26 protein-coding genes and 2 pseudogenes are annotated in these 24,539 nt (G+C 69.2%); 16 read left to right on the top strand and 12 right to left on the bottom strand.

Annotation, left to right across the window (positions count from 1 at the left end):
- Window positions 1–7: 7 nt before the first annotated feature.
- From phnE to DFQ15_RS14675, 4 genes are read right to left on the bottom strand one after another with little or no spacing between them, the layout of a single operon-like run.
- Window positions 8–844 (bottom strand): phosphonate ABC transporter, permease protein PhnE, encoded by an 837-nt coding sequence (gene phnE, locus DFQ15_RS14690; protein WP_199399890.1) that lies wholly within the window; start codon window positions 842–844, stop codon window positions 8–10.
- Entirely contained in the window at window positions 841–1,698 is an 858-nt protein-coding gene (locus DFQ15_RS14685; RefSeq protein WP_199399893.1) for a PhnE/PtxC family ABC transporter permease, read from the bottom strand. Before DFQ15_RS14685 ends, phnE begins: the two co-directional genes overlap by 4 nt.
- Window positions 1,695–2,522 (bottom strand): phosphonate ABC transporter ATP-binding protein, encoded by an 828-nt coding sequence (locus DFQ15_RS14680; RefSeq protein WP_110466696.1) that lies wholly within the window; start codon window positions 2,520–2,522, stop codon window positions 1,695–1,697. Before DFQ15_RS14680 ends, DFQ15_RS14685 begins: the two co-directional genes overlap by 4 nt.
- A 27-nt stretch (window positions 2,523–2,549) precedes the next feature.
- Window positions 2,550–3,404: a putative selenate ABC transporter substrate-binding protein gene (locus DFQ15_RS14675; RefSeq protein ID WP_110466695.1), complete on the bottom strand. Its 855-nt coding sequence runs from the start codon at window positions 3,402–3,404 to the stop codon at window positions 2,550–2,552.
- 125 nt (window positions 3,405–3,529) lie between these two features.
- Here DFQ15_RS14675 and selD point away from each other — a divergent pair, with 125 nt between their 5' ends.
- A complete protein-coding gene (gene selD / locus DFQ15_RS14670) occupies window positions 3,530–4,618 on the top strand; it encodes a selenide, water dikinase SelD (protein WP_110466694.1) in 1,089 nt (362 codons plus the stop codon).
- Window positions 4,615–5,661, top strand: a complete 1,047-nt coding sequence (gene mnmH / locus DFQ15_RS14665) for a tRNA 2-selenouridine(34) synthase MnmH (protein ID WP_110466693.1) — start codon at window positions 4,615–4,617, stop codon at window positions 5,659–5,661. The genes selD and mnmH overlap by 4 nt, the downstream gene beginning before the upstream one ends.
- A 198-nt stretch (window positions 5,662–5,859) precedes the next feature.
- Here the strand turns inward: mnmH and DFQ15_RS14660 are convergent, their stop codons facing one another.
- Window positions 5,860–6,360, bottom strand: coding sequence for an OmpA family protein (locus DFQ15_RS14660; protein WP_110466692.1), 501 nt, complete (start codon window positions 6,358–6,360; stop codon window positions 5,860–5,862).
- Window positions 6,361–6,495: 135 nt separating this feature from the next.
- On the opposite strand from DFQ15_RS14660, the gene DFQ15_RS14655 reads away from it, so the two are divergent.
- Both DFQ15_RS14655 and DFQ15_RS14650 read left to right on the top strand, forming a co-directional pair.
- Window positions 6,496–7,056 (top strand): gamma-glutamylcyclotransferase, encoded by a 561-nt coding sequence (locus DFQ15_RS14655; protein ID WP_110466691.1) that lies wholly within the window; start codon window positions 6,496–6,498, stop codon window positions 7,054–7,056.
- Between the two features lie 24 nt (window positions 7,057–7,080).
- The gene (locus DFQ15_RS14650; protein WP_110466690.1) at window positions 7,081–7,626 is read left to right on the top strand and encodes a superoxide dismutase family protein; all 546 of its coding nucleotides are present in this window, start codon (window positions 7,081–7,083) and stop codon (window positions 7,624–7,626) included.
- Here the strand turns inward: DFQ15_RS14650 and DFQ15_RS14645 are convergent, their stop codons facing one another.
- Window positions 7,627–8,208 (bottom strand): nucleotidyltransferase family protein, encoded by a 582-nt coding sequence (locus DFQ15_RS14645; RefSeq protein WP_110466689.1) that lies wholly within the window; start codon window positions 8,206–8,208, stop codon window positions 7,627–7,629.
- A gap of 84 nt (window positions 8,209–8,292) precedes the next feature.
- Between DFQ15_RS14645 and pdxH the strand changes: the two genes are divergently transcribed.
- Window positions 8,293–8,976, top strand: coding sequence for a pyridoxamine 5'-phosphate oxidase (gene pdxH / locus DFQ15_RS14640; protein WP_110466688.1), 684 nt, complete (start codon window positions 8,293–8,295; stop codon window positions 8,974–8,976).
- A 30-nt stretch (window positions 8,977–9,006) separates the two neighbouring features.
- Here pdxH and DFQ15_RS14635 read toward each other — a convergent pair whose 3' ends face one another.
- The 3 genes from DFQ15_RS14635 to msrA all read right to left on the bottom strand — a co-directional run bounded on the left by DFQ15_RS14635 (window position 9,007) and on the right by msrA (window position 12,321).
- Complete coding sequence (locus DFQ15_RS14635; RefSeq protein WP_110466687.1) at window positions 9,007–11,127, bottom strand: TonB-dependent receptor; 2,121 nt, start codon at window positions 11,125–11,127, stop codon at window positions 9,007–9,009.
- Window positions 11,128–11,245: 118 nt separating this feature from the next.
- Window positions 11,246–11,671 carry a hypothetical protein gene (locus DFQ15_RS14630; protein WP_146228767.1) on the bottom strand — a complete coding sequence of 142 codons (426 nt, stop codon included), beginning with the start codon at window positions 11,669–11,671 and terminating at the stop codon, window positions 11,246–11,248.
- 104 nt (window positions 11,672–11,775) lie between these two features.
- Window positions 11,776–12,321 carry a peptide-methionine (S)-S-oxide reductase MsrA gene (msrA, locus tag DFQ15_RS14625; protein ID WP_110466685.1) on the bottom strand — a complete coding sequence of 182 codons (546 nt, stop codon included), beginning with the start codon at window positions 12,319–12,321 and terminating at the stop codon, window positions 11,776–11,778.
- 177 nt (window positions 12,322–12,498) lie between these two features.
- Between msrA and DFQ15_RS14620 the strand changes: the two genes are divergently transcribed.
- The 11 genes and pseudogenes from DFQ15_RS14620 to DFQ15_RS17220 all read left to right on the top strand — a co-directional run bounded on the left by DFQ15_RS14620 (window position 12,499) and on the right by DFQ15_RS17220 (window position 23,303).
- Window positions 12,499–13,158: a TetR/AcrR family transcriptional regulator gene (locus DFQ15_RS14620; protein WP_110466684.1), complete on the top strand. Its 660-nt coding sequence runs from the start codon at window positions 12,499–12,501 to the stop codon at window positions 13,156–13,158.
- 38 nt (window positions 13,159–13,196) lie between these two features.
- Window positions 13,197–13,886 carry a protein-L-isoaspartate O-methyltransferase family protein gene (locus DFQ15_RS14615; RefSeq protein WP_110466683.1) on the top strand — a complete coding sequence of 230 codons (690 nt, stop codon included), beginning with the start codon at window positions 13,197–13,199 and terminating at the stop codon, window positions 13,884–13,886.
- A gap of 25 nt (window positions 13,887–13,911) precedes the next feature.
- Window positions 13,912–14,262 (top strand): rhodanese-like domain-containing protein, encoded by a 351-nt coding sequence (locus tag DFQ15_RS14610; protein ID WP_110466682.1) that lies wholly within the window; start codon window positions 13,912–13,914, stop codon window positions 14,260–14,262.
- Between the two features lie 104 nt (window positions 14,263–14,366).
- On the top strand, window positions 14,367–15,716 hold the full coding sequence (locus tag DFQ15_RS14605; RefSeq protein WP_110466681.1) for a TolC family outer membrane protein: 1,350 nt from the start codon (window positions 14,367–14,369) through the stop codon (window positions 15,714–15,716).
- A gap of 174 nt (window positions 15,717–15,890) precedes the next feature.
- On the top strand, window positions 15,891–16,295 hold the full coding sequence (locus DFQ15_RS14600; protein WP_110466680.1) for a hypothetical protein: 405 nt from the start codon (window positions 15,891–15,893) through the stop codon (window positions 16,293–16,295).
- A 119-nt stretch (window positions 16,296–16,414) separates the two neighbouring features.
- A complete protein-coding gene (locus DFQ15_RS14595; RefSeq protein ID WP_233504534.1) occupies window positions 16,415–17,806 on the top strand; it encodes a TolC family protein in 1,392 nt (463 codons plus the stop codon).
- Window positions 17,807–17,838: 32 nt separating this feature from the next.
- A complete protein-coding gene (locus DFQ15_RS14590; protein WP_110466679.1) occupies window positions 17,839–19,020 on the top strand; it encodes an efflux RND transporter periplasmic adaptor subunit in 1,182 nt (393 codons plus the stop codon).
- 4 nt (window positions 19,021–19,024) lie between these two features.
- The gene (locus tag DFQ15_RS14585) at window positions 19,025–22,123 is read left to right on the top strand and encodes an efflux RND transporter permease subunit (RefSeq protein WP_110466678.1); all 3,099 of its coding nucleotides are present in this window, start codon (window positions 19,025–19,027) and stop codon (window positions 22,121–22,123) included.
- 25 nt (window positions 22,124–22,148) lie between these two features.
- Window positions 22,149–22,478 (top strand): P-II family nitrogen regulator, encoded by a 330-nt coding sequence (locus tag DFQ15_RS14580; protein ID WP_110466677.1) that lies wholly within the window; start codon window positions 22,149–22,151, stop codon window positions 22,476–22,478.
- 27 nt (window positions 22,479–22,505) lie between these two features.
- Window positions 22,506–22,727, top strand: a pseudogene (locus tag DFQ15_RS18230) (histidine phosphatase family protein); the annotation flags it as partial.
- A gap of 177 nt (window positions 22,728–22,904) precedes the next feature.
- On the top strand, window positions 22,905–23,303 hold the full coding sequence (locus DFQ15_RS17220) for a Fur family transcriptional regulator (protein ID WP_146228769.1): 399 nt from the start codon (window positions 22,905–22,907) through the stop codon (window positions 23,301–23,303).
- A 240-nt stretch (window positions 23,304–23,543) separates the two neighbouring features.
- Here DFQ15_RS17220 and hemP read toward each other — a convergent pair whose 3' ends face one another.
- The 3 genes and pseudogenes from hemP to DFQ15_RS17930 form a co-directional block, all read right to left on the bottom strand.
- Window positions 23,544–23,771, bottom strand: a complete 228-nt coding sequence (gene hemP / locus DFQ15_RS14570) for a hemin uptake protein HemP (RefSeq protein WP_110466710.1) — start codon at window positions 23,769–23,771, stop codon at window positions 23,544–23,546.
- Between the two features lie 197 nt (window positions 23,772–23,968).
- Window positions 23,969–24,325, bottom strand: coding sequence for a DNA cytosine methyltransferase (locus DFQ15_RS18225; RefSeq protein ID WP_374940991.1), 357 nt, complete (start codon window positions 24,323–24,325; stop codon window positions 23,969–23,971).
- A gap of 98 nt (window positions 24,326–24,423) precedes the next feature.
- Window positions 24,424–24,486: pseudogene (locus DFQ15_RS17930) on the bottom strand (Com family DNA-binding transcriptional regulator); the annotation flags it as partial.
- Between the last annotated feature and the right edge of the window lie 53 nt (window positions 24,487–24,539).

The raw sequence follows: 24,539 nt of genomic DNA, 5'->3' as shown, positions 1-24,539 counted from the left end.
ACAGGTTTTAGGAGACTGCGCGCCGCGGCCACCACCGGCGGCGCGCCCGCACGGAAACGGTCGTTTCCCGCCGCAGCCAGGCACTGGCCGCATCGACCAGCACCACCAGCGCGAACATCGCCAGCAGCACCGTCATCGACTGCGCCTGCTGGAACAGCGACAGGTGGAAGTACAGCATCTGTCCCAGCCCGCCCGCGCCGACGAAGCCCAGCACCGCGGCCGTGCGGATGTTGATCTCCCAGCGATAGAGGCCATAGCCCAGCCACTGGGGCGCCGCCAGCGGCAGGCTGGCATAGGTCCAGGCGGCCACCGTGCCGGCACCGGCCGCGCGCAGGGCCTGCTCGGGCGCGGGCGGCAGGTTCTCCAGCGTCTCGGCGAACAGGCGGCCCAGCACGCCGGTGGTGTGCAATGCCAACGCCAGCGTGCCAGCGAAAGGCCCCAGCCCCGCGGCCAGCACCATCAGGGCGGCCCACACCAGCTCGGGCACGCTGCGCAACAGGTTGAGAAACAGGCGCGCCGCCGGTTGCGCCACCCGGCCCCAGCGGCCTGCGGCGGGCAGGGCCAGCGCCACGGCGGCGGCGGCCGCCAGCAGCGTGCCCAGGCTGGAGACGGCCAGCGTCTGCAACGCCGCCCAGCCGGTCTGCACCAGGAAGGCCCGCGACGTGTCGGGCGGAAAGAATTCGGCCATGAAACGGCCCATGCGCCGCAGCGCGTCGCCGGCCAGCAGCCCGCGCCAGTCCACCGCCAGATAGGCGAAGCTGGCCGCCACCGCCGCCACCAGCACCGCCAACATCCCCGCGCCGGCCAGGGCGATGCGCAGGGCACGCGGGTCGAGGTGCTTCATGCCAGCATCCGCCGCAGCAGCGCGCTAAGCGCGTCGGCCAGCAGCACCAGGGCCAGGAAGGTCAGCAGGATCGCGCTGGCCTCGCCGCCATCGAGCATCTTCATCGACCGGTCCATCAGCTGGCCCAGGCCGCCGGCGCCGACGAAGCCCATCACCACCGAGGCCCGCACCGCGCACTCCCAGCGGTAGACGGTGTACGAGGCCAGCTCCTGCGCCGCACCCGGCACCAGGCCGTAGCAGAGCGCCGCCAGCCGGCCGCTGCCCGCCTCCAGCAGCGCGCGGGCAGGGCGTGTGTCGCCCGACTCCAGTATCTCGCTGTACACCTTGCCCAGCATGCCGCCGTAGGCGATCGCGATCGCCAGCACCCCCGCGCCCGGCCCCAGGCCGAGCGCGCGCACCAGCACCAGGGCCCAGACGATCTCGGGCACCGCCCGCAGCACCGTCAGCACCAGCCGCGCCACCGGCCGCAGTGCCGCGGCCCGCAACGCGCCCGGCCCGGGGCCGATGCGGGAGATCGACAGCGCCCGCGTCACCGCCAGCGCCAGGGGCGCCGCGATCAGAAACGCCAGGAAGGTGCCGGCCGTCGCCATCGCCAGCGTCTCCAGCGTGGCGCGCAGCAGCAGCGTGCCGAAGGCCGCATCGGTCGCGGGCGGCCAGAAGCCGCGCAGGAAGCCCTGCATCGCCTGCAGGCCCTGGCCGTCGAACAGCACCCAGGGCCGGAACTCGGCCAGCACCAGCGTCGGCCAGGCGATGGCCAGCGCGGCGACGGTCCAGAGGCAGCGGCCGCGCCAGGCCGGGTCGCGCAGCGGCACCGCCGGCAGCAAGGGTTGCGCCGCACGCGGGGCGGTGTTCACAGGCAGTCGGGCCGGGCGACGCCGCCGCGCGGTGCAAGGGTGGCGGTGGCGGTGGGTGCCGCATCGCGCCCCGCGTTGCCCGCATCGTCCGACGCGTACAGCGCCCGCAGCATGCCGGGCGTCACCGCCGCCGCCGACAGGTCGAAGACGATGCGCCCCTCCCGCATGCCGACGATGCGCGGAAACCATTTCAGCGCCAGCTCGACGGTGTGTAGCGATGCGACCAGCGTCGCGCCGCTGCGGTCGGCCTGGGCGGCCAGCACCGCCAGCGCCCTGTCGGCCAGGGCCGGGTCGAGCGAGGACACCGGCTCGTCGGCCAGCAGCAGGTCGGGCGCCTGGTAGAGCACGCGGGCGATGCCCACCCGCTGCAGCTGGCCGCCGGAGAGCCGGTCGCAGCGGTCGAACAGGCGGTCGGCCAGCTGCACTTCGGCCAGCACCGCCGCTGCGCCGCGCAGATCGCTCGGGTACACCAGAGAGGCCAGCGCCCGCCAGAGCGGCCACTGCCCCAGCCGCCCGGCCAGCACCGCGGTGACGACCCGCAGCCGCGGCGGGATCGGTGCCTGCTGGTGCACCGTGCCGATGCGCCCGCGCAGCCGGCGCAGGGGCGCGCGGCCCAGTTGCCAGGGTGCGGCATCCAGCAGCGCGACCGTGCCTTCTCCCGGCCGCAGCGCGGCGCCCAGCACCCGCAGCAGCGTCGTCTTGCCCGCGCCCGAAGGCCCGATCACCGCCACGCGCTCGCCCTGGGCGGCCGCCAGCGTCACCGCCTGCAGCGCACGTCGGCCCTGGGCGTGGACCAGACCGCAATCGACCAGAGCGAAGGACACGCGCCGCTTTCTCCTTTTCTCTCTGCCTTACTTGATCAGGCCGGCCGACTTGCCCGCCGCCTCGATGCCGTCGTAGTTGGACGATTGGGTGGGGATGAAGCGGGTCGCGCGTTGCAGCGACAGGATTTCCTTGTCGGCGGGGCGCGAAGGATCGAGCTTCAGGAAGGCGTCGGTCAGCTTCTTGGCGAGGGCGGCGTCGAGGCCCGGGCGCACCGTCCAGTTGTAGTCGTAGTAGGTGGGCGTGGTTGCCAGCACCCGCACCTTGGCGGCGTTGGGGTTGCCGGATTCGACCAGCTTGTCCCACACCGAAGCGTTGAGCACGCCCGCCTCGGCCCGGCCGGCGGCGACGAAGGCCACCGTGGCGTCGTGCGCGCCGCTGAAGGCCACGGTCTTGAAGTCGCGCTCGGGCACCAGGCCCGCCTGCTGCAGGAAATAGCGCGGCATCAGGCTGCCCGAGGTGGACGACGGCGCGCCGAAGGCGAAGCTGCGGCCCTTCAGGTCGGCCAGCGTCTGCGCGGTGCTGGCGGTGGGCACGATGAACTTGCTGGTGAACTTCTCGTCTTCCGCGCGCTGCACGATCGGCACCGCGCCGCCCCGGGTGCGCTGGCGGGCCTGCACGAAGGTGAAGCCGCCCAGCCAGGCCAGGTCGATCTTCTGCGAGGCCAGGCCCTCGACCACCGCGGCGTAGTCGGTGACCGGGGTGAACTGCACCGCCATGCCGGTCTCGCGGGCCAGGTAGTCGCCCAGCGGCGCGAACTTGCGCTGCAGTTCGGTCGGCGCCTCGTCGGGGATGGCCGAGACGCGCAGCGTGCCGGTCTGGGCATGGGACAGCAGCGCGCAGGCGGACAGTGCGAGGGCCGAGGCGAGGCGAAGGAGTTTCATGGAGGGAGGCTGGAAGCAGGTAGGGGACAGGGAGGCGCAATGCGCGGAGCGCACGGAGGGCACGCAGAAGCCGCGATTCTAGAAACCCTGGCGCTCGCGATAATTCTGTTCACCCCAAGGCCCCCATGCACCCCACCTCCCTCCCCGCTCCAACCCTCCCTTCCCTCCCCGATGCGCCGATCCGGCTCACCGCCTTCTCGCACGGCGGCGGCTGCGGCTGCAAGATCGCGCCGGGGGTGCTGTCGCGGATTCTGCGCAGCAGCGGCGCGGGCCTCGTCCCGCCCGAGCTGATGGTGGGCATCGAAACCGCCGACGACGCCGCCGTCTACCGCCTGAACGACGAGCAGGCGCTGATCGCCACCACCGATTTCTTCATGCCGATCGTCGACGACCCGTTCGAGTTCGGCCGCATCGCCGCCACCAACGCGATCAGCGACGTGTACGCGATGGGCGGCCGGCCGATCATGGCCCTGGCCCTGGTCGCGATGCCGGTGAACCAGCTGCCGGTGGAGGTGATCGGCCGCGTGGTCGAGGGCGGCCAGGCGGTGTGCCGCGCCGCGGGCATCCCGATCGCGGGGGGCCACACCATCGACTCGGTCGAGCCGATCTACGGCCTGGTGGTGATGGGCCTGGTGCATCCGTCGAAAGTACGGCGCAACCGCGACGCCCGCGCCGGCGACCTGCTGGTGCTGGGCAAGCCGCTGGGCGTGGGCGTGCTGTCGACCGCGCTGAAGAAGAACCTGCTCGACGCCGATGGCTATGCCCGGCTGATCGACACCACCACCCGGCTCAACACCCCCGGCATAGCCCTGGCCGACTGCGAGGGCGTGCATGCGCTGACCGACGTGACCGGCTTCGGCATCGCCGGCCATACGCTGGAGCTGGCCCGCGGCGCCGGCCTGCGCGCCACGCTGCACTGGCCGGGCCTGCCGCTGCTGCCCGGCGTGGCCGCGCTGGCCGAGGCCGGCTGCATCACCGGCACCTCCGGCCGCAACTGGAGCGGCTACGGCGCCGACGTGGAACTGGCCGCCGGGCTGCCCACCATCGCCCAGGCCTTGTTGACCGACCCGCAGACCAGTGGCGGCCTGCTGGTGAGCTGCGCGCCCGAGGCGCTGGGCACGGTGCAGGCGATCTTCCGGGCCGAGGGCTTCGGCGACGCCGCTGTGGTCGGCCGCATGGACAGCGGCCCACCCGGCCTGATGGTGACCGCATGAGATCGCCCACCCGGGTGGCCGACCGCCACGGCTTCGACACCATCGTCGACGCCCGCTCGCCCGCCGAGTTCGCCCTCGACCACATTCCCGGCGCGATCAACTGCCCGGTGCTCGACGACGAAGAGCGCCGCATCGTCGGCACGCTCTACAAGCAGCAAGGTGCCTTCGAGGCCCGGCGCATCGGCGGCGGCATGGTGGCGGCCAACCTGGCGCGCCACCTGCAGAACCATTTCGCCGACCGGCCCGCCGGCTGGAAGCCACTGGTGTACTGCTGGCGCGGCGGCCTGCGCAGCGGCTCGATGACCACTTGGCTGCGCATGGTCGGCTGGGACGCGCAGCAGCTGGCCGGCGGCTACAAATCCTGGCGCCGCCACGTGATCGACACGCTGGAGCAACAGGGGCCGCAGCTTCCGCTGATCGTCGTCTGCGGCCCCACCGGCAGCGCCAAGACCCGGGTGCTGCACGCCCTGGCGAGCCGGGGCCACCAGACGCTCGACCTGGAGGGCCTGGCCCGCCACAAGGGATCGCTGCTGGGCGCCCTGCCCGACACGCCCCAACCGTCGCAGACCGCCTTCGAAACCGCCATCGCCACCGTGATCGAGCGCTGCGACCCGTCCCGGCCGCTGTACGTGGAAGGCGAAGGCCGCCGCATCGGCCGACTCAACCTGCCGATCCCCTTGGTCGAGCGGATGCGCGACAGCCCCTGCGTGGAACTGCAGGTGCCCGACGCGGCACGCCTGGACTACCTGCTGCGCGACTACGCCTACCTGGGCGATCGCCCCGAATGGCTGGCCGGCCAGTTCGAGCCGCTCAAGCAATTGCACGGCAAGGAGGTCATCGCCGCCTGGCAAGCCCTGGCGTTGGCGGGCACGCTGCCGCAGCTTTTTTACGAGCTGGCGACGCAGCACTACGACCCGTCGTATGCGAAGTCGCAGCGGGCGCACTTCCGCCGGTGGCCGGAGCGCCGCCAGGTAAAGGCGACGGGGCTTTCGCAGGATCGGGTCGCGCAGTTGGCACGGGACATCGCGGAGACTTTGGCTTAGAGCGGCTAACACAACCCTTCTGGCGTCGTTGCCGCACCTTGTCGTACTACTCGTACTGTCTGCGATGCGGCGCCTAGCCAGAACCGCTTCGCTGGGTTGTGTTAGCCGCTCTTAGAGCGGCGGAAGCCTCGTCGGCTGCGAAGCGACCGCGGCGGTCCATTCAGGGTGTACCGACAGGCCGGCGCCGCGTACGGCTCGTCAGTTCACCAGCATCACATCCATGCGGTTGGCCAGTTCCCGGTCTTCGCCGGCGCTGGAGCCACCGGCCTGCGCGGACGAGCGCAGTTCGATCTTGTCGTCCGGCAGCCCCAGGCCTACCAGCATCTCGCGCACCTGGGCCGCACGGCGTCGGACAAGGGCCGCGCTGTCGCCCGGGCCGATTGCCGGGTACCGGTAGCTGAGCACCACCGCCCGCATGCCCACGTCCATTCCCTTGACCACGCTGGCCAGCGCTTTTTCGGTACCCGGTGTCAGGGTCGCGCTGCCAGGCGCGAAGTAGATCTTGACGATGCCTTCTTCGATCAGCACCCGGGCACCTTCGACCGAATTGGAATCGGCGACCGCGGCCGTTCGGTGGTGCGGATGCAGGTGGCGCCGCACGACCGAGCCCATAACGACGGCGAGCAGGATCACGATCAGCCCGCCCATGAGGCTCAAGGCGAAACGCTGCTGGCTATCGGGGTCGCTCGAGGTGTTCATGCGGAAAGTCCAGGTGAATAATGGCCTGTCGCCACTGCGAAATTGTAAATGTCCTCTCCCTCACCTACCCCGCCCTCGCGCGACGGCGTACCACCCGTCATCGAACCGACACGCCGGCAGCGCGACCCGCAGGCGATGCTGGAGCAGGCGCTTGCGCAGTGGGGCGGACAGGAGGATCTGTGGATCTTCGGCTACGGCTCGCTGATCTGGCGGCCCGATTTCCCGTTCCAGGAGTGCCGGGCCGCACTGGTGCACGGCTGGCACCGAGCCCTCAAGATGTGGAGCGCGGTGAACCGCGGCACCCCGGAATGCCGTGGCCTCGTCTTCGGCCTGCTGACCGGCGGCAGCTGCAGGGGCATGGTGTTTCGGGTGCAGCGCGCGCGGGGCCTGCAGACCTTGATCGACCTCTGGAAACGCGAGATGGTGACCGGCGTCTACGATCCGCGGTGGCTGCCGCTGCGCACCGCGGAAGGCCCGGTGCGGGCATTGGCCTTCACCCTGTCGCGCAACAGCCCCCACCACACGGGCGAGCTGACCGATGCCCAGTACCGCAGCATCTTCGCGACCGCTGCCGGCCGGTTCGGCACCACCCGCGACTACGCGCACGCCACCTATACATCGCTGCGCGAGATGGGGATCGAGGACAAGGCGCTGGCCCGCATACTGCGGCTGTCACAAGCGGAAGCACCCGGCTGAGGCGTGCCGCTTAGAGTGCGGCGCATGTTCGCCCGTTCGTCGCCCGATCGTCGTCCGCTCGCCTCGTCCACCGCGGCCGCCTGCCTGTCCCTGTTGCTGACGGGATGCGCCGGCCCGCCCTGCGGCAGCACCGCGGTGGCAGATCTGCGACCCACGCCCGGCCATGCCGCGAGCGGAAACATCGCCTTCCGGCAACTGGGCGGCATCGTGCAGGTCACCGGCACGGTCTGGGGCCTGCCGCCCGGCACCGAGCACGGTTTCCACATCCACGAGGTCGGCGATTGCGGACGCGACGGGGACGCGGCCGGTGGCCACTTCAATCCGCAGGCGGTGCAGCATGGCCGTTTCGGCGAGGCCGGCGTGCATGCCGGCGAACTGCCGAGCCTGCATGCCGACAGCACCGGCACCGCTACTTTCAGCATCGACACGCGGGCGATCAGCCTGGGCAACGGGCCCACCGGAGTGCTGGGCCGGGCGCTGGTCGTACACCGCGACCGCGACGACTACCACAGCCAACCCGCGGGCGATTCGGGCCCGCGCATCGCCTGCGGCGTGATCGAGCAGCGCTGATCAGGCCGCAGGCGCGGTGCCGCGGCCGTGCAGCAGATCGGCGGCGCGCTGCAAATCCTCGATGGTGTCGATGTCGGTAACCGCGCCGACATCGTCGAGTTGAACATTTGCTACGCTTTTCATAGCATCCAGCCGTGAAATGATGCGCCTGGCGCCCTCTTTTCCTTCGAGGCTCGACAGCTCCTGACCCAGCGGGCCCGCGAAGCCGACCGGATGGGCGCGCCGGCCCCCCACCCACGGCAGCACGGCCATGGCCGTGCCGGCCATCAGCGTCCGGGCCACCGAGACGAGGGTCGCCGCCGCGATCAGCGGCAGGTCGGCCGGCAACATCAGCCAGCCCGGCGCATGCCGCGTCGCCCGCACCGCCGCGGCGACCGAATCGCCCATGCCCGGATGGCCCGCATCCTCCAGGTGCCAGGGCAGACCGCTGGCCCGGACCGCGTCGAGCGTCCGGTCGAGGACGCTGCGGCCGCACAGATCGGCCTGCAGCTTGTGCACCCGGCCGCCCGAGGCGCGAAAGCGTTCGCCCTTGCCGGAGGCGAGGACGAGAACCGTGGGCAGGGGCGGGGCGACTGGCGGCATCGGGCGAGGTGGTTCGGATGGTGCTGGCGGGTAACCACCCGCGCGGCGGCCGCGGCATGACCTGCGGAAGGCGCACTCTATGCGATGCACAATCCCGCGATGGCTTCCCACCCCACCCCACCGCCCGCGCCTGCCGACCTCGCGGCCCTGCGCAAAAGCTACGAACGCGCCGAACTAGGCGAGCAGGATTCCGATGCCGATCCGCTCGAACAGTTCGAACGCTGGCTCTCGGAGGCGCTGGCGAGCGCGGTGCCCGAGCCCAATGCGATGACGCTCGCCACCGTCGGCAGCGACCTGCGGCCCAGCAGCCGTATCGTGCTGGTCAAGGGCTACGACGCACGCGGCATCGTGTGGTTCACCAACTACAACAGCCGCAAGGGCCGGCAACTGGCCGGCAACCCGTTCGCGGCGCTGCAGTTCCACTGGGTGGAGCTGGAGCGGGTGGTGCGCATCGAAGGCCGGGTGGAGCGGACGAGCGCGGAGGAAAGCGACGCCTACTTCCGCAGCCGGCCGCTCGATTCGCGCATCGGCGCCTGGGCCAGTCCGCAGAGCCAGGTGATCCCGAGCCGGTCGGTGCTGGTGGCCAACGCGGCCACGTACGGCGCGCAGTTCCTGCTGCAGCCGCCGCGTCCGCCGCACTGGGGCGGCTACCGGCTGGTGCCCGACCGCTGGGAATTCTGGCAGGGCCGCAAGAGCCGGCTGCACGACCGGCTCCAGTACCGGCTGCAGGCCGACGCCTCCTGGCAGCGCGAGCGGCTGGCGCCCTGAGCGTCGGCCCGCCCGCGCCGGCCCGCCGGATCAGAACTCGGCGCGCAGGCCGACCTTCAGACTGCGTCCGGGCAGCGGCGCGCGCGGAAACGCGGTCGTCGTCAGGATCGAGCTGGCGCTGTACGCCAGCCGGTCGGTGATGTTGTCGAGCCGGGCGTACCAGAGCACCGAACTACGCAGGTTGCCCATCTGCACCTGGGTGGTGTAGCCGAGCGACGCATTCCAGAGGGTGAAGGCACCGGTAGCGCGCGAGCCGTCGTTCGGCACGCGGCGCTGTGCGGCGCTGTGGTCGAAGCCGCCACCCACGCGCCACGGTCCGCTGGACCAGACCAGGCCGGCACCGGCACGCACCGGCGCGATGCGCGGCAGCGGCTGGCCGGTGTCGGTGTTCTCGGCGCGCACCAGGTCGCCGCGCAGGTTGAGGTCGAGCGCCGAGTTCGCAGCCGCGCCCGGGGCCGCGGCAAGACCGCTCGCGCCCCAGAGTCGCACCGTGCCGCTGGCCTCGACGCCGTAGAACCGGGCACGCACGCCCGCGTAGCGGTACTCGGGCAGGGCATCCACGCCCTCGGGCGGATTGCGCTCTCCCTCCTCCGAGATCGTATCGCCCGTCGGCGCCAGGCCGATGTAGTTGGAAAAACGGGTGACGTAGCCGGTGACCGAGAAGCGGTGCGGGCCGTCCTTCCAGGCGGCCCCCAGATCGAGGCCGGTCGATTTCTCCAGACCGAGCGCGCCGTCGCCCGTCTCCCAGGCCGCGGTGGCCACGTGCGGCCCGTTGGCGAACAGCTCGTAGTCCTTGGGCGCGCGCTGGGTGTAGGCCAGGTTGCTGGTGAGCTGCCATTGCGGTGCCAGCTGCACCAGCGCGCCGACGGCGGCACTGTGCGGATGGAAGGTGCGCGATCCGATGTCGAACCGGTCCACCTCCGGATTGCCGAACGACTGCACCTTGACCTGCTCGGTGCGGGCACCGAAGGTCAGCTTGCCCCAGCCGGTGGCGAGTTCCTCGTGGGCGAAGAGCGCGGTCGAACGGGTCCGGCTGGCCGGAGCGAAGGCCTCCTCGCCCAGCGCGGAGAAGCGGTTGGCCTCGGCCTGCAGGCCGACCACGCCCTGCAGGGCGCCGATCGGGCGATGGCGTGACTCGATCCGCAGGTCGTTGCCCCGGTTGCGGAAGGTGGTGCCGGCAGCGCCGCTTTCGAACTCGGTATGCACGTAGTCGGTGTGGCTCGCATTGAACTTGATACTCTCCAGCGGACCGGCGTCGATGCGCCACAGGCCTTCGAGCGCATAACGATCGGAGCGCATGCCGATGGTCACGTCGTCCTCGGCCACGGTGCCGTAGTCGGTGCGGTAGGTGCTGGCCGATGCGCCCAGGTAGCCCCGGTCGAAGAACATGGTGCCGCCCACCGCGCCGCCGTGCGAGCTGCTGGCCGAGTTGCAGATGCGCCGCGCGAGGCCGGGCGCACCGGGCTTGGCGCAATCGAGCTGCACCGGCACCCGCACGTCGTCGGTCTTGCGGTCGAACACGTCGGCGTGGATCGCGAAGCGCTCGTTGCCGCCCTCCACCATCGCGGCGCCGCTGCGCTCGCCGTTGCCGGCGGCCAGGCCGCCGTCGACCTTGCCGGTCACGCCGTCGATCGGCGCATGCGGGATGCGGTCGTCGATCACGTTGACCACGCCGCCCACGGCGCTACCGCCGTAGAGCAGCGCGCCCGCGCCCCGCAGCACTTCGATCCGCTCGGTGGTCAATGCCTCGGTCGGCACCGCGTGGTCGAAGCTGAGCGCCGACGCATCCAGCGTCGCGCCACCGTTCTGCAGGATGCGGATGCGGTCGCCGTCCTGGCCCCGGATGATCGGCCGGCTGGCGTTGGGACCGAAGTAGGTGCTGCTGACGCCCGGCAGACCGTCGAGCGTTTCGCCCAGCGTGGTGCGACTGCGCAGCGTGAGCGCGTCGCCCTCAAGGCGTTCGGCCGGCACCACCGTGTCGGTGGCGCCGAGCGGATTGCCGGTGACCGTGATTTCGCGCAGGTGAGAGGCACGCGACGAAGCGGGGTCGGCCGTGGACGCGGTCTGCGCAGAGGCGGGGCCGGACGCCATGAGGGCGCACAGCGAGAAGGCGGCGGCACCCAGGGCGCTGCTGCGGAAAGGGATGGACATGGTGAAAACACTCGTTGAACAGGACATGCCGACGCCACGCGAGGCGCATGCGGACGGCCACGGGCATCCGCCGCGCAGCGGACGCCATGAGCGGCAGCGCGCCGGGCGCTGCGCAGCTTCAACGGACGGGAGGCGGCGCGCGGGCCTCGAAGACGGCACTGCCGCAGGACGGCGACGGCTGCGGCGGGACGGCGAAGCGCACTGCCGCCCAGAACACCGGTACCACGGCCGGCGGCATGGAAAGCAGCGCGTCCGCCTGGAGCAGCTGGTCGTAGACGCGGCAGTCGCCCGCGTCGTGCGGACCGAACAGGCGCGCGAGCCCGTGTGAATCCGCCGCATGGCCCTGCGCAGCGCCTGAGACAGCGCCGTGCCCGACAACGTGGTGCAGAGAGGCCGATACGCCCGCCGGGACGACCGGATGCACGACCGAGTGCAGCATGCCCAGCCACGGCGCCACCACCAGCAATGCGAGCAGATACCAGCCGCCCGCGCGACGGCGCAGCAGTTGGGATCGGTCACGGAAGAAGGGGGTGCGGGAGTGCATCGGCGGCGGAGGTGCGACCGCCCAGAGGCCGCGCAGGCGCCGATTCTCGCCTAAAGCTGCAGTACCGCCGCGACAGCAACCGGGGGACGCGACGCCGCAAACGCCTAGGCTTTCAAATGCTGGGAGAACGTCTTTCGGAACTTCTCCACCTTGGGCCCGACGACGAAGGCGCAGTAGCCCTGCTGGGGATGCTGCAGGAAATAGTCCTGGTGGTAGTCCTCCGCCGGATGGTAGTCGCGCAGCGGTTCCACCTCGGTGACGACGGTCGCTCCGCGCAGGGCCGGATCCTGCTGCACGCGGGCGATCGTCTCGTGGGCGATGGCCGCCTGCGCGTCGCTGGAGGTGTAGATGCCGCTGCGGTACTGGCTGCCGACGTCGTTGCCTTGGCGGTTGAGCGTCGTCGCGTCGTGCACCACGAAGAAGATTTCCAGCAGCGCGCCCAGTTCGATCACCGACGGGTCGAAGTTAAGCTTCACCACCTCGACATACCCGGTGCGGCCGGTGCAGACCTGTTCATAGCTCGGGCGTGGCCCGTCGCCGTTGCAGTAGCCGCTCTCGACGTCGGTGACGCCGCGCACGCGGTCGAAGACGGCTTCGGTGCACCAGAAGCAGCCGCCACCGAGCACGATGGTTTCTTGGGAAGCAGACATGGGTTCCTTTGTAGAGCGGCCTGAAGGCCGCGAAGCATGGGATCGGTCAATAAGCGCTCCAGGTGGGGCTCGATCCTCCCGGTGCAAGACAAGGCCGCCACGCGCTACCGGTGCACCTTCGCGCGCATCGACCTGTACGGCAGGCTCCCGTACACTAATAACCAGCCAGTCATTAGAATGTCGAACGCCGAACCCACCTCCACCGACGAAACACGACGCCGAGAACGCCGCAAGAAAGCCCGTCCGGGCGAACTCCTGGCGGCGGCGCTCGACGTGTTCGTGGAGAAAGGTTATGCGGCCACCCGCGTCGAAGAGGTCGCGGCGCGGGCGGGTGTCTCCAAGGGCACGCTGTTTCTCTACTTTCCCAGCAAGCACGAACTCTTCAAAGCCGTGGTACGCGCGAACATCAGCGTCATGTACGCAGGCTGGTCGGTGGAGATCGACGAGTTCGCAGCCGACTCGGCCGGAATGCTGGTCTACGCCATGAATGCCTGGTGGCAGCAGGTCGGCCGCAGCAAGGCGAGCGGCATTTGCAAGCTGATGATGGCCGAGGCCTGCAACTTCCCCGAACTGGCGGGCTTCTACGAACAGGAGGTGGAGGCGCCGGGGACCGCCCTGCTGGCCCGCATCGTCCAGCGGGGCATGGACCGGGGCGAATTCCGTACGGTGGACGTGGCGTATGCGGCCTATGCGCTCAAGGCGCCGATGTTGTTCCTGATGCTCCACCGCGACAGCGCCATCCAGGGCTTCGATCCCGAGCGTTTCCTGCGCACCCAGATCGACATGTTGCTCCAGGGTCTGGCGATACCGCCCGTCGCCGTATCCGCAGCGCCCTAAAATCGGCAGGTTTGCCTCGACGCTCTCGAAAGAATCCGATGAACATGCCCCTCAACACGCCCTTCCCCAACGCCACGACCACCGACCAGGCCCGCTTCAACATGGTCGAGCAGCAGATCCGCCCGTGGGACGTGCACGACAACGATGTGCTCGATCTGCTGGCCACGATGCGGCGCGAGGATTTCGTGCCGCCTGCGACGCAGAGCCTGGCCTTCATGGACCTGGAAGTGCCGCTTCCGGGGGGGCAATGCATGCTGGCCCCCAAGGTGGAAGCCCGCACGCTGGAGGAACTGGGCGTGAAGCCGCACGAGACGGTACTCGAGATCGGCACCGGTTCAGGCTACATGGCCGCGCTGCTCGCACGTCGCGCCTCCCGCGTGCTGACGCTGGAGATCGACCCCGCGCTGGCCGAGATGGCCCGCCGAAACCTGGAGCGCGCCGGCATCGCCAACGCCGAGGTGCGCAATGCCGATGGCGCGATCGGCGTGTCTCTCGGCGGTCCGTTCGACGTGATCGTGCTCAGCGGTTCGGTCGCGCAGGTGCCGCAGGCGCTTCTCTCGCAGCTCAAGGTCGGCGGCCGGCTGTCGGCCATCGTGGGCGAGGAGCCGATGATGCGGATGACCTACGTCACCCGCACCGGCGAGACCAGCTACGAGACGCGCCAGCCCTGGGACACCGTGGCCCAGCGTCTGCAGCACTTCCCCGAGCCGTCCCGCTTCCAGTTCTGATTTGTCCCTCCGTCCGGATCTGTCCATGCAGCCTTCCCCCGTCGCCCAGGTACGCCCCGCCGAATTTGACGCCTGGCGCGCCGGCAGCGCTACGGCCCAGCCGGTCGTGCTCGACGTGCGCGAGGCCTGGGAGACCCAGACAGCCGCCGTCCGGCCGCTGGGCTTTACCCTCGTCGCGATTCCGATGAACGAGATTCCGGCGCGTTTGTCCGAACTCGACGCCGATACGCCCATCGCCTGCCTCTGCCACCACGGTGCCCGCAGCCAGCGAGTAGCTGCGTTCCTGGCGCAGAACGGATTCGTGAAGGTGGTGAACATCGCCGGCGGCATCGATGCCTGGGCCATCGAGCAGGACGCCTCGGTTCCGCGCTACTGACAGGCTATCGGCTTTTTACTTCTCACTGGATTTCCGACCGATTCGGATCTGGAAGAGGCGCAAGCCGAGCCACGCCTGTCGGTTCTCAATTCTCGCTACCCATCATGCGCACTCCTCGGATCGAGTCTTTGCGGCCCCTTCGCCCCATTTCGCTGGCGGCATCGGCATTGCTCGCTGCGGGCCAGTTGCCGGCGCAGAGTCTGGTGGAGCTGTACGATGCAGCGCGTGGTCATGACGCCGCATTTCAATCGGCCCAGGCAAACTACGACGCCGCAGTCAGCCGCGGCGAACAGGCGCGCGCCGGGCTTCTGCCGTCGGCCGGATTGTCAGCCGGCATCTCCCGGGGCTACAACGACCTGAGCCTGCCCCGGGCCGACAGTGGCGTGACGACCCAGCAGGTGGGCGTCAATGCGTCACAGCCCTTGTACCGCCCCGTCAATGTCCTGACTTTCGCACAGGGCCAGCGGCAGACCGAGATCGCACGGGCGGCACTCGACACGGCCGCGCAAGATCTGATCGTGCGGACCAGTGTGGCCTACTTCGACGTGCTGGCCGCGCAGGACACGCTGAGTGTCGTGCGGGCGCAGAAGCAGGCAGTGTCGGAGCAGCGCGCGTCGGCACAGCGTAATTTCGAACTGGGCAATGCGACCATCACCGACTCGCGCGAAGCGCAGGCACGCTATGACCTGGTGGTGGCACAGGAAATAGGGGCCGACAACGATCTGCGTACCAAACGTGCAGCGCTCGACCAGCTGGTCGGCCGCTACGGCACCGTGCCCCATCCGCTCGACCCGAATGCGCACCTGCCGCGGCTGGTTCCCGACACGCCCGATCAGTGGGTCGACGAGGCGCAGGCCTACCAGCCGACGATTCGCCAGGCGCAGATCGCCCTCGACGTGGCCCGCCTGGAGATTCGGAAAGCCGAGGCGGGCAATCTCCCCACGATAGACCTCACAGCCGGCTACAACCTGGCCCGATATCCGAGCGGAACGACCGTGATTCCGTCGGTGTCGTACAGGGCCCGACAGGCTTCGGTCGGTGTTCAGCTCAACATGCCGCTCTTCGCCGGCTTCTCCATCCAGAACCGCGTGCGCGAAACGCTGTCGCTCGAGGAGAAGGCTATGTCCGATCTCGACGCCACCCGGCGCAACGTGGCGCAGGCCACCCGCTCCCTGTTCTTCGGCACCCTGTCGGCCGCGGGCCAGGTGCAGGCGCTGGAAGCGGCCGAGATGTCGAGCCAAAGCGCGCTGGAGGCCAACCGGCTCGGCTACCAGGTGGGTGTGCGCATCAACATCGACGTGCTGAACGCCCAAAGCCAGCTCTACCAGACCAAGCGCGATCTGGCACAGGCCCGCTACAACCTGCTGCTGGGGCAGATACGGCTGCGTCAGGCGGCCGGCACGCTGACGGCGCAGGACATCCACATGATCGACGCACTGCTGGCGAAACGCTGAGGTTTCGCAGGCTCCGCGCCGCACAACACGGCAGAATTTACGGATTACTAACCAGAAACAGCCGACCGAAATCTGTTCATCGAGCATTCACTATTAGCGTTTCGTCAAGTTAATGCGAATCGTGCAGAATAGGCTTTTCCATTGTTGCTTTGCAGCATCGATTTATCCGTAAGCATGTCCCCGGCTCCGACTTTTCGCACCATCGCCGTCACCGCCCTGTTGCTTCTGCTCGCGCTGGCGGCGCTGGCGGGCAACGGCTGCCGTCGGCAGGCGGCCGAGATCACGCTTGCACCGGTTCCGGGCAGCGTCATTCCAGCAGATGCGGCAGTCGCGGTGACAGAGACGCTTTTCGTCTTCTGCTATCCGGAGTCCGACAGAAGCGGCCTCAGCGCAGCGGCCGCTCAGGTGGTGTCTGACGTCCAAGCCACGAACGACGACCGTACCGAGATGATGGCCTGGCAGCCGTTGTCGCAGATCTGCACGCAGGCGGCGCACACGATCGTGCCGCTCGAACGCATCGCTGCGCTCACTCCATGGGTGCGCGACCTCCTGCGCCCGCCCCGCACGCTTCGCGCCTGATCGGGCGCCCGGGTGCGGGCGCCGTTCCGTTTCCGCATCCGTATCTCCGGCACCGCCGGATGGCATGCCGTTTCGTCTTGTTCCGCCTTTTCGCAAGGCCGCAATCCATGTCACATCGAGTGAAGACAATTCATCCTGCGCTGGCAGCGGTGGCGTTCGCGCTGCTGCATTCCGGAATCGCCCTGGCCCAGACCCCGCAGTCCATGCCGCCCGACACCGAGGCGCCCCGGTCGGCCCCGCCCGTGCCTGCGGGCGGCGCACCCGCCCTCAGCCTGCCGGCCGCCACGGCGGCCGGGGCCGCGGCACTCGCTCCGATGGCCGATGCCCCCCGGATCAGCCTGCAGCAGCTGACCGACACGGTGCTGCAGTACAACCCCGGCCTGCTGGCCGCCGAGCGGGCGCGCCAGGGCGCGCAGGCCGCGATCACCTCGGCCGGCGCACTGCCCAACCCGACGCTCGACTACACCCGGGGCGACCAGACGCCCCGCGCGGGCGCCAGCAGCCTGTCGGGCCGGCTGCAGACGGTCGGCGTGTCGCAGCTGATCGAGAACCCGCTGGTGCGGCGGGCTCGGGTGGAGGCCGCCACCGCGGGGGAGCGCGGCAGCGCGCAGCAGGTGGCGGTGACCCGCAATGAGCTGGTCGCCCAGATCCGGCTGCGCGCCTACGAGTACCTGCTGCGCCAGTCGGAAGCGGTCGCGGCCGGCGAGGCGCTGTCGCTGCTGGAACAGGTCAATGCGCGGGTCCGCGCCCGGGTCGACAGCGGCGAGGCGCCCCGCTACGAACTGATCAAGGCCGAGGCCGAGATCGTCAACGCCCGCTCGCTGCAGCAGTCGGCGTTGCTGCAGGCCGAGCAGGCCGCCATCTTCCTGAACCGCCTGGCGGCAGGCGCCCTGCCCGCTCGCTGGCAGTTGGACGCCTCGCTGACCGACTCGGTCAACGTTCCGCCGCTCGAGACCTTGCGCGCAGAAGCGCTGTCGCAGAACCCCGAACTGCGGGTACTGCAGGCCGAGAACGACCGGGCGCGGGCCCATCTGGGCGGCGCGCGTGCCGGCCGCTGGCCGGGCGTGACGCTCAACTACACCCAGAGCCGCGAGCCCGAGGTCAAGCAGAACATCCTGGGCGTGAGCCTGCAGATTCCCTTGCTCGACCAGCGCGCCGGCCCGATCGCAGAGGCCGATGCCGAAGTGGCGCGCACGGGTGTACGCCTCGAAGGCCGCCGCGCCGAGCTGGAACAGCAGCTGCAGTACGCCTCCAAGGCACTCGAGATGGCGGGTCTGCGGGTGCAGGCATTGAGCGAAGGCGCGGTGCGCGATGCCGAGGCCGCCCTGCGTGTGGCCGACGCCGCCTACCGCTTCGGCGAGCGCGGCATCCTGGACGTGCTCGATGCCCAGCGGGTGCTGCGCGGCGTACGCGCCGACCTGATCACCGCCCGCTACCAGGTGCAGGCCGCCCGCACCGAGCTCGATCTGCTCTCCGGCCGCTTCGCCACCCCCGGCGCCCTGGCGCGCTGAGCGCCCCTCCTTTGCTCCAGTCGAGACCCACCATGCAGACTTTTTCTTCTTCCTTCCCCCGCCGCCCCGGCATGGCCGCCGCGCTCGCGCTGTGCACCCTGCTGGCCCTGCAGGGCTGCGGCAAGTCCAACGAAGCGCCTGCCGCCCCCGCCGCCGAAGCCGCGCCCCAGGACCCGATGGTCGTCAAGGTCAAGCCCGAGATGGCGTCCAACTTCAAGGTCGAGCCGCTGAAGAAGGCCGACATCGCCAGCGTCCAGGAAATCCCCGGCCGCATCGAGGCCAACCAGCGCTTGCTGTCGCGCATCGGCGCATCGGTGACCGGCCGGGTGACCGACGTGCTCGTCGAGCCGGGCGACAACGTCCGCGCCGGCCAGGCGCTCGCCCGCGTCGCCAGCCCCGAGCTGACCCAGGCCCAGCTGGCCGTGCTGCGCGCCAACTCCAACAAGTCGCTGGCCGCCCGTGCCGTCGAACGCGCCCGCCAGCTGATCCAGGCCGACGTGATCGGCTCGGCCGAACTCCAGCGCCGCGAAGCCGAGCTGGCGATCGCCACCGCGGAGTTGCGCGCAGCGACCGACCAATTGCGGCTGATGGGTGTCTCGCCCAACGCGATCGCGCAGCTGCGCAGCCAGGGCACCCTGTCCGAGGCCACCGTCGTCAGCGCCCCCCGCGCCGGCGTGGTGATCGAGCGCACCGTCAGCCAGGGCCAGGTGGCCCAGCCGGGCGACCCGATGTTCACCGTGGCCGACCTGAGCAACGTCTGGGTGGTCGGCGCACTGCCCGAGCAGGCGGCCAGTTCGGTCGAGGTCGGCCAGTCGGTCGAGATCGACGTGCCGGCGCTCAACGGCGTGCCGATCACCGGCAAGATCGTCTACGTCGGTGCCACCGTGCAGCCCGAGACCCGTACCGTCGCGATCCGCACCCAGGTCGACAACGCCCAGCGCTCGCTCAAGCCGCAGATGCTGGCCACGATGCGCATCTCCGGCGCGGCCACGCCCGCGCTGGCGCTACCGGTGGCGGCCGTCGTGCGCGAAAACGACCGCGACCACGTCTTCGTGAAGACCGGCGACAACCAGTACCGGCTGACGCCGGTCGAACTCGGCGCCGGCAACAACGGCGTGCGCCCGCTGCTGCAGGGCCCGAAGGAAGGCGAACAGATCGTCACCGACGGCGCCTTCCACCTGAACAACGAGCGCAAGCGCGCCGAACTGGAGTAACCCGATGATCGCTTCCCTAATACGGGCCGCGCTGGGTCAGCGGCTTCTGGTGGTGGTGCTCGCCCTCGCGGTGTGCGCCTTCGGTCTGCGGGAGGCCACGCGCCTCTCGGTGGACGCTTTTCCCGACGTGACCAACGTCCAGGTGCAGATCGCGACCGAGGCGCCCGGACGGTCGCCCGAGGAGATCGAGCGCTTCGTCACCGTGCCGCTGGAGATCGCGGTGACCGGCCTGCCGGGCATCGAGGAGATGCGCTCGCTCAACAAGAGCGGCCTGTCGATCATCACCCTCGTCTTCACCGACGCGACCGACGTGTACTTCGCACGGCAGCTGGTGATGGAGCGGCTGATCGAGGCCACGCCGCGGATGCCGGCCGGCATCGTGCCGGTGCTCGGCCCGGTCTCGACCGGCCTGGGCGAGGTGTACCAGTACACCCTGAGCCATCCGGACGACGGCGAGCGGGCGCTGACGCCCGCCGAGCTGACCGAACGCCGCACGATCCAGGACTGGGTGGTGCGGCCGCTGCTGCGCTCGATACCAGGCGTGGCCGAGATCAACTCGCAGGGCGGCTACGTGCGGCAGTACCAGGCGCTGGTCGATCCGGCGCGCCTGCGCCACTACGGCCTGTCGGTGCAGAAGGTGGTCGATGCCATCGCCGCCAACAACTCCAACGCCAGCGGCGGCATCCTGCCCCAGGCGACCGAGCAGTTCCTGATCCAGGGCGTGGGCCTGATCCGCACGCTCGAAGACATCGGCAACATCGTCGTGAAGGAAAACAAGGGCGTGCCGGTGTTCGTGCGCGACCTGGCCGAGGTGAAGCTGGGCCACGAGGTACGCCAGGGCACGATCGTCAAGGGCGGCTACACCGAGGCCGTCTCCGGCATCGTGCTGATGATGCGGGGCGGCAATGCCAAGGAAGTCGTCACCCGGGTCAAGGCGCGGGTGGACGAGATCAACAGCAAGGGCATGCTGCCCGGCGGCCTGCAGATCCAGCCGTTCTACGACCGGACCGACCTGGTCGATTCGGCCATCTGGACGGTGGCCAAGGTGCTGCTCGAAGGTATCGCGCTGGTGGTGGTGGTGCTGTTCGTGTTCCTGGGCGACGTGCGCTCCAGCCTGATCGTGGTGGCGACGCTGATCATCACGCCGCTCACCACCTTCATCATGATGAACCGCTATGGCATCTCGGCCAACCTGATGTCGCTGGGGGGGCTGGCCATCGCGATCGGCCTGATGGTGGACGCGACCGTGGTGGTGGTGGAGAACGTCTACCACCGCCTGGGCCAGATGAAGGACGACGGCGCATCCCGGGTGCGGACGATCCTGCAGGCGACCAACGAGGTGGCGGTGCCCACCATATTCGGCATCATGATCATCATCCTGGTGTTCCTGCCGCTGATGGCGCTGCAGGGCCAGGAGGGCAAGATGTTCGGCCCGCTCGCCATGACCATCGCGATCGCGCTGTTCGTCTCGCTCCTGGTGTCGCTCTTCCTCTCGCCGGTGCTGTGCTCCTACTTCCTGAAGGTCAAGGCGGGCGCGGGCGACCACGACACCCGCATCATCGCCTTCATGAAGCGGCACTACCTGCGGCTGCTCGACGGCGCCACCGCGCGCAACAAGCTGACGCTGGCGGTCTCGGTGCTGCTGCTGCTGGCCTCGCTGGCGCTGTTCCCGTTCCTCGGCAAGTCCTTCATGCCGACGATGAAGGAAGGCGCGCTCACGCCGCAGATCAACCGGGTGCCGAGCATCTCGCTCGACGAGTCGATCCGCATGGAGATGCATGCGATGAAGCTCATCTCGGGCATCGACGGCGTGAAATCGGTGGTGTCCAAGCTGGGACGCGGCGAGTCGCCGGCGGACCCGGCCGGTCCGAACGAATCCGATCCGATCGTGATCCTGGATCCGGAATCCAAGCGCACCCAGGACGAGATCGACGAGGAAATCCGCCAGAAGCTGTCGTCGATTCCGGGCGTGCAGATCGTGCTGTCGCAGCCTATCTCGGAGCGGGTCGACGAGATGGTGACCGGCGTGCGTTCGCAGGTCGCGATCAAGGTCTTCGGCGACACGCTGGCCGATCTGAAGCGCATCTCCGAGCAGGTGGCGCGCATCCTGAAGGACATCCCGGGCAGCCGGGACATCCGGATCGAGCGGCTCTCCGGCCAGCAGGCGCTGATGATCGACATCGACCGCAACGCGATCGCACGCCAGGGTCTCAACGTGGCCGACGTGCAGGGCGTGATCGAATCGGCCATCGGCGGCAAGGCGGTCACCACGCTCTACGAGGGCGAGCGCCGCTACGCGGTGGCGGTGCGCTTCCCCGAGGAGGTGCGCAACTCGGTCGAGGCGATCGGCAACATGCTGCTGCCGACGCCGCACGGCGCGCAGGTGCCGCTCTATTCGGTCGCCAAGATACAACTGATGGACGGCCCGGCGCAGATCAGCCGCGAGAGCGGCAAGCGCCGGGTGGTGGTGGGCGCCAACGTGGAAGGCCGCGACCTTGCCAGCTTCGTGGCCGAGGCGCAGGCGCGCATCGACCGCGAGGTGAAGCTGCCCGACGGCTACTACTTCGAGTACGGCGGGCAGTTCGAGAACATGGAGCGCGCCATGTCCACCCTGTCGGTGATCGTGCCGCTGACCATCGCCGCGATCTTCTTCCTGCTGTTCATGCTGTTCAACTCGGTGAAGCTGGCGGGGCTGATCATCCTGGTGCTGCCCTTCGCCTCGATCGGCGGGCTGATCGGCCTGTTCGTCACCGGCGAATACGTGAGCGTGCCGGCGTCGGTGGGCTTCATCGCCCTGTGGGGTATCGCGGTGCTCAACGGCGTGGTGCTGGTGAGCTACATCCGCAAGCTGCGCGAGGACGGCATGGACGTCGCGACCGCGGTGCGCGAAGGATGCGTGGCCCGGTTCCGCCCGGTGATGATGACCGCCACGGTGGCGTTGCTGGGCCTGGTGCCTTTCCTGTTCGCCACCGGCCCCGGCTCCGAGGTGCAGCGGCCGCTCGCCATCGTGGTGATCGGCGGCCTGCTCAGCTCGACATTGCTGACCCTGGTGGTGCTGCCGGTGCTCTACCGCTGGTTCGACGAAAAACCCCTCGAGGCCTGACGGCCCGCCAAAAGGAATTCCTCCCATGAAGGAAATACGCGCCATCGTGCGTCCCAGCCGCGTCGAGCGCCTGCGCCAGGCCCTGCGTGCGATACCCGACTTTCCCGGCGTGACGCTGTTCAAGGCCGAGGGCTTCACCGCCCCGACCTCGATGGACAAGCGTACCGTGCGGGAGCAGCTGGCCGACTTCTCCGACAAGATCATGGTCAGCGTGCTGGCCGACGACGAGATGGTGCCGGTGATCCGCACCGCGATCATCGACAGCTGCCACACCGGCAACATCGGCGACGGACTGGTCTGGGTGGTCGAAATCGCGGAAATGCACCGGATCCGCGACCGCAGCGCCTACTTCTGACGCCATTGCCTCGGTGAACGATGGCAGATAAGACGCCGGCCCGGGCCTGCCTGGCCCTCGGCCGGCGTTCTCGCGTTCGGCGGGTACAGAACCACGCACCTGGCCGAAGACGCGGGCGATGTCCGGCAGCGTACGGACAGCAGCATCCAGGAAGCCGACGAACCGCTCGACGCCACCGGGCGAGCCCAGGCAGCGGCCGCGGCTGCGCGATTGGCATCGACCGGCGTCGCCGGCATTGTCGCCAGCGATATGCGGCGGCGCCTTTGCGCTTCCGCCGCAGCGACGATGGCTGAACGATCAGGCCGCTGGCGCCGGGGGTCGAGGAAGTCCGACAGCCGCCCTGAAAGCCCCGGCTTCTCGGCGACGGCCGACTCCGGGGACAATGCCCATCCTCTTGCCCTCCCGGACGAATCACCGATGACCACCATGGAACGCTCCACCCGCCAGAGAAGCTCGATACGTCAGGTGCTTCAGACGGCCGGCCGGCCCCTGCTGCCGGCCGAAATCCTAGAGGCGGCGCAGAAGGAGGTAGCAGCGATGGGTGTGGCCACCGTCTACCGCAACCTGAAGCTGCTGTTGGAAAGCGGCGAGATCCGTGCGGTGGAGTTGCCGGGCGAAGCGCCGCGGTACGAGTCTGCCCACCACGCGCACCACCACCATTTCCAGTGCCGGCTGTGCGACCGGGTGTTCGACGTGCACCGCTGCCCGGGCGACTTCAAGCGGTTGGCGCCCGCCGGCTTCCAGGTCGACGGGCACGAGCTGACGCTGTACGGCCTTTGTGCCGATTGCAGCGCAGCCGCGGTACGGCAAAGCAAGTTTGAGTGAAAAGTGCCTGTAGCCGGCGTTTCAAGTCGACCACCCGCTATCAATACTATAGCGCTCGACAGCGAGACTGTCGCAGCGCAGCCGTGAAAGCCGCCGCGTTCGACAGTCGGGAAGCCACTTCTCTTCAAGGCGCAGCGCGCAATCGACACGTGGGGAAAAAAAGCATGGCTGGCCGGCGAACCGATGGCTAGCAAAAAACGACCCTTGGACCGAGGTCCCGGAGTCGCTTCACGATGAAACCTATTTGGTGAGGATCAACTTGCCCAGCTTGGTCGCCTGCAGCCGGTAGACCGATCCGTTGTGCGCGATCTCGACCACCTTGCTGCCGCGCAACAGCGCCATGCTGTCGAAGCTGGGCGCGGCCGACGACGCGAGCGGCGTCGGCTGTTCGTCGGCGGCACCGCGGGGCCTGCCGGCGGGGACGCGCTGCAAACGGAGAACGGGACGGTCGATGGACAGGGTCTGCATGGTGAATCCTTTGGTCATGCGCGCTGCGAAGCACGCGGTGTCTTGCAGTAGCCGTTTTCTCCGGTCACACCTCGGGCCGTGGCCGGCAGTGCGATCCCTGGAAAAAAGCGAGAACCGGAAGCATGGGTCCATCATAGCACTCGAATAAGAATCGTTTTCATTGTCTATTACGCATTGAATCAAATTGGCCTCCAACCTTACCCGACTGCTGCGGAAGCCACCCGCCAGAGTCCCACATACCCCGGGTCGGCAAGGGCCCGGAGGACGACGCCAAAGTCTTGCCCACCATTGCTAGTGAGCAGGCCAACGACGTTTTCAAGGACCAGCCACTGGGGCCGTATTTCCTCGGCTATGCGGCGGACCTCCCGGAAAAGGCCGGTCCGGGCACCGGCGAGGCCGGCGCTTGCACCCATGCTCGACACGTCCTGGCACGAGAACCCGCCGACGAGCACGTCGACGGGGCAGAGGTTGTGGGCGCCGACTTCGCGCACGTCGGCGAACTGTCGGGCGTGCGGAAACCGCAGTGCGAGCGCCTCGCGCAGGTGCGGCTCGATTGCGACCTGCCAGGCGGTCCGGTATCCGGTTTGCTCGAATCCAAGGGATGTGTGGCCCTCAGCTGATTAATGGTCCCGCAGCGGGGGCACTCGATGGCCAGGCGGGGGTACTCACCCTCGCCCAGCTTCTTGCGGCAGGAGCCGCACCGTATCTCTGTCATTGCAAGCCAGTTTCCGTAGGTGAAACGCATGACCGAGCGCGGCCTGCGCAAAC

Source organism: Xylophilus ampelinus (assembly GCF_003217575.1).
Classification (GTDB): domain Bacteria; phylum Pseudomonadota; class Gammaproteobacteria; order Burkholderiales; family Burkholderiaceae_C; genus Xylophilus; species Xylophilus ampelinus.
This window is presented reverse-complemented; position numbering and strand designations above follow the sequence as displayed.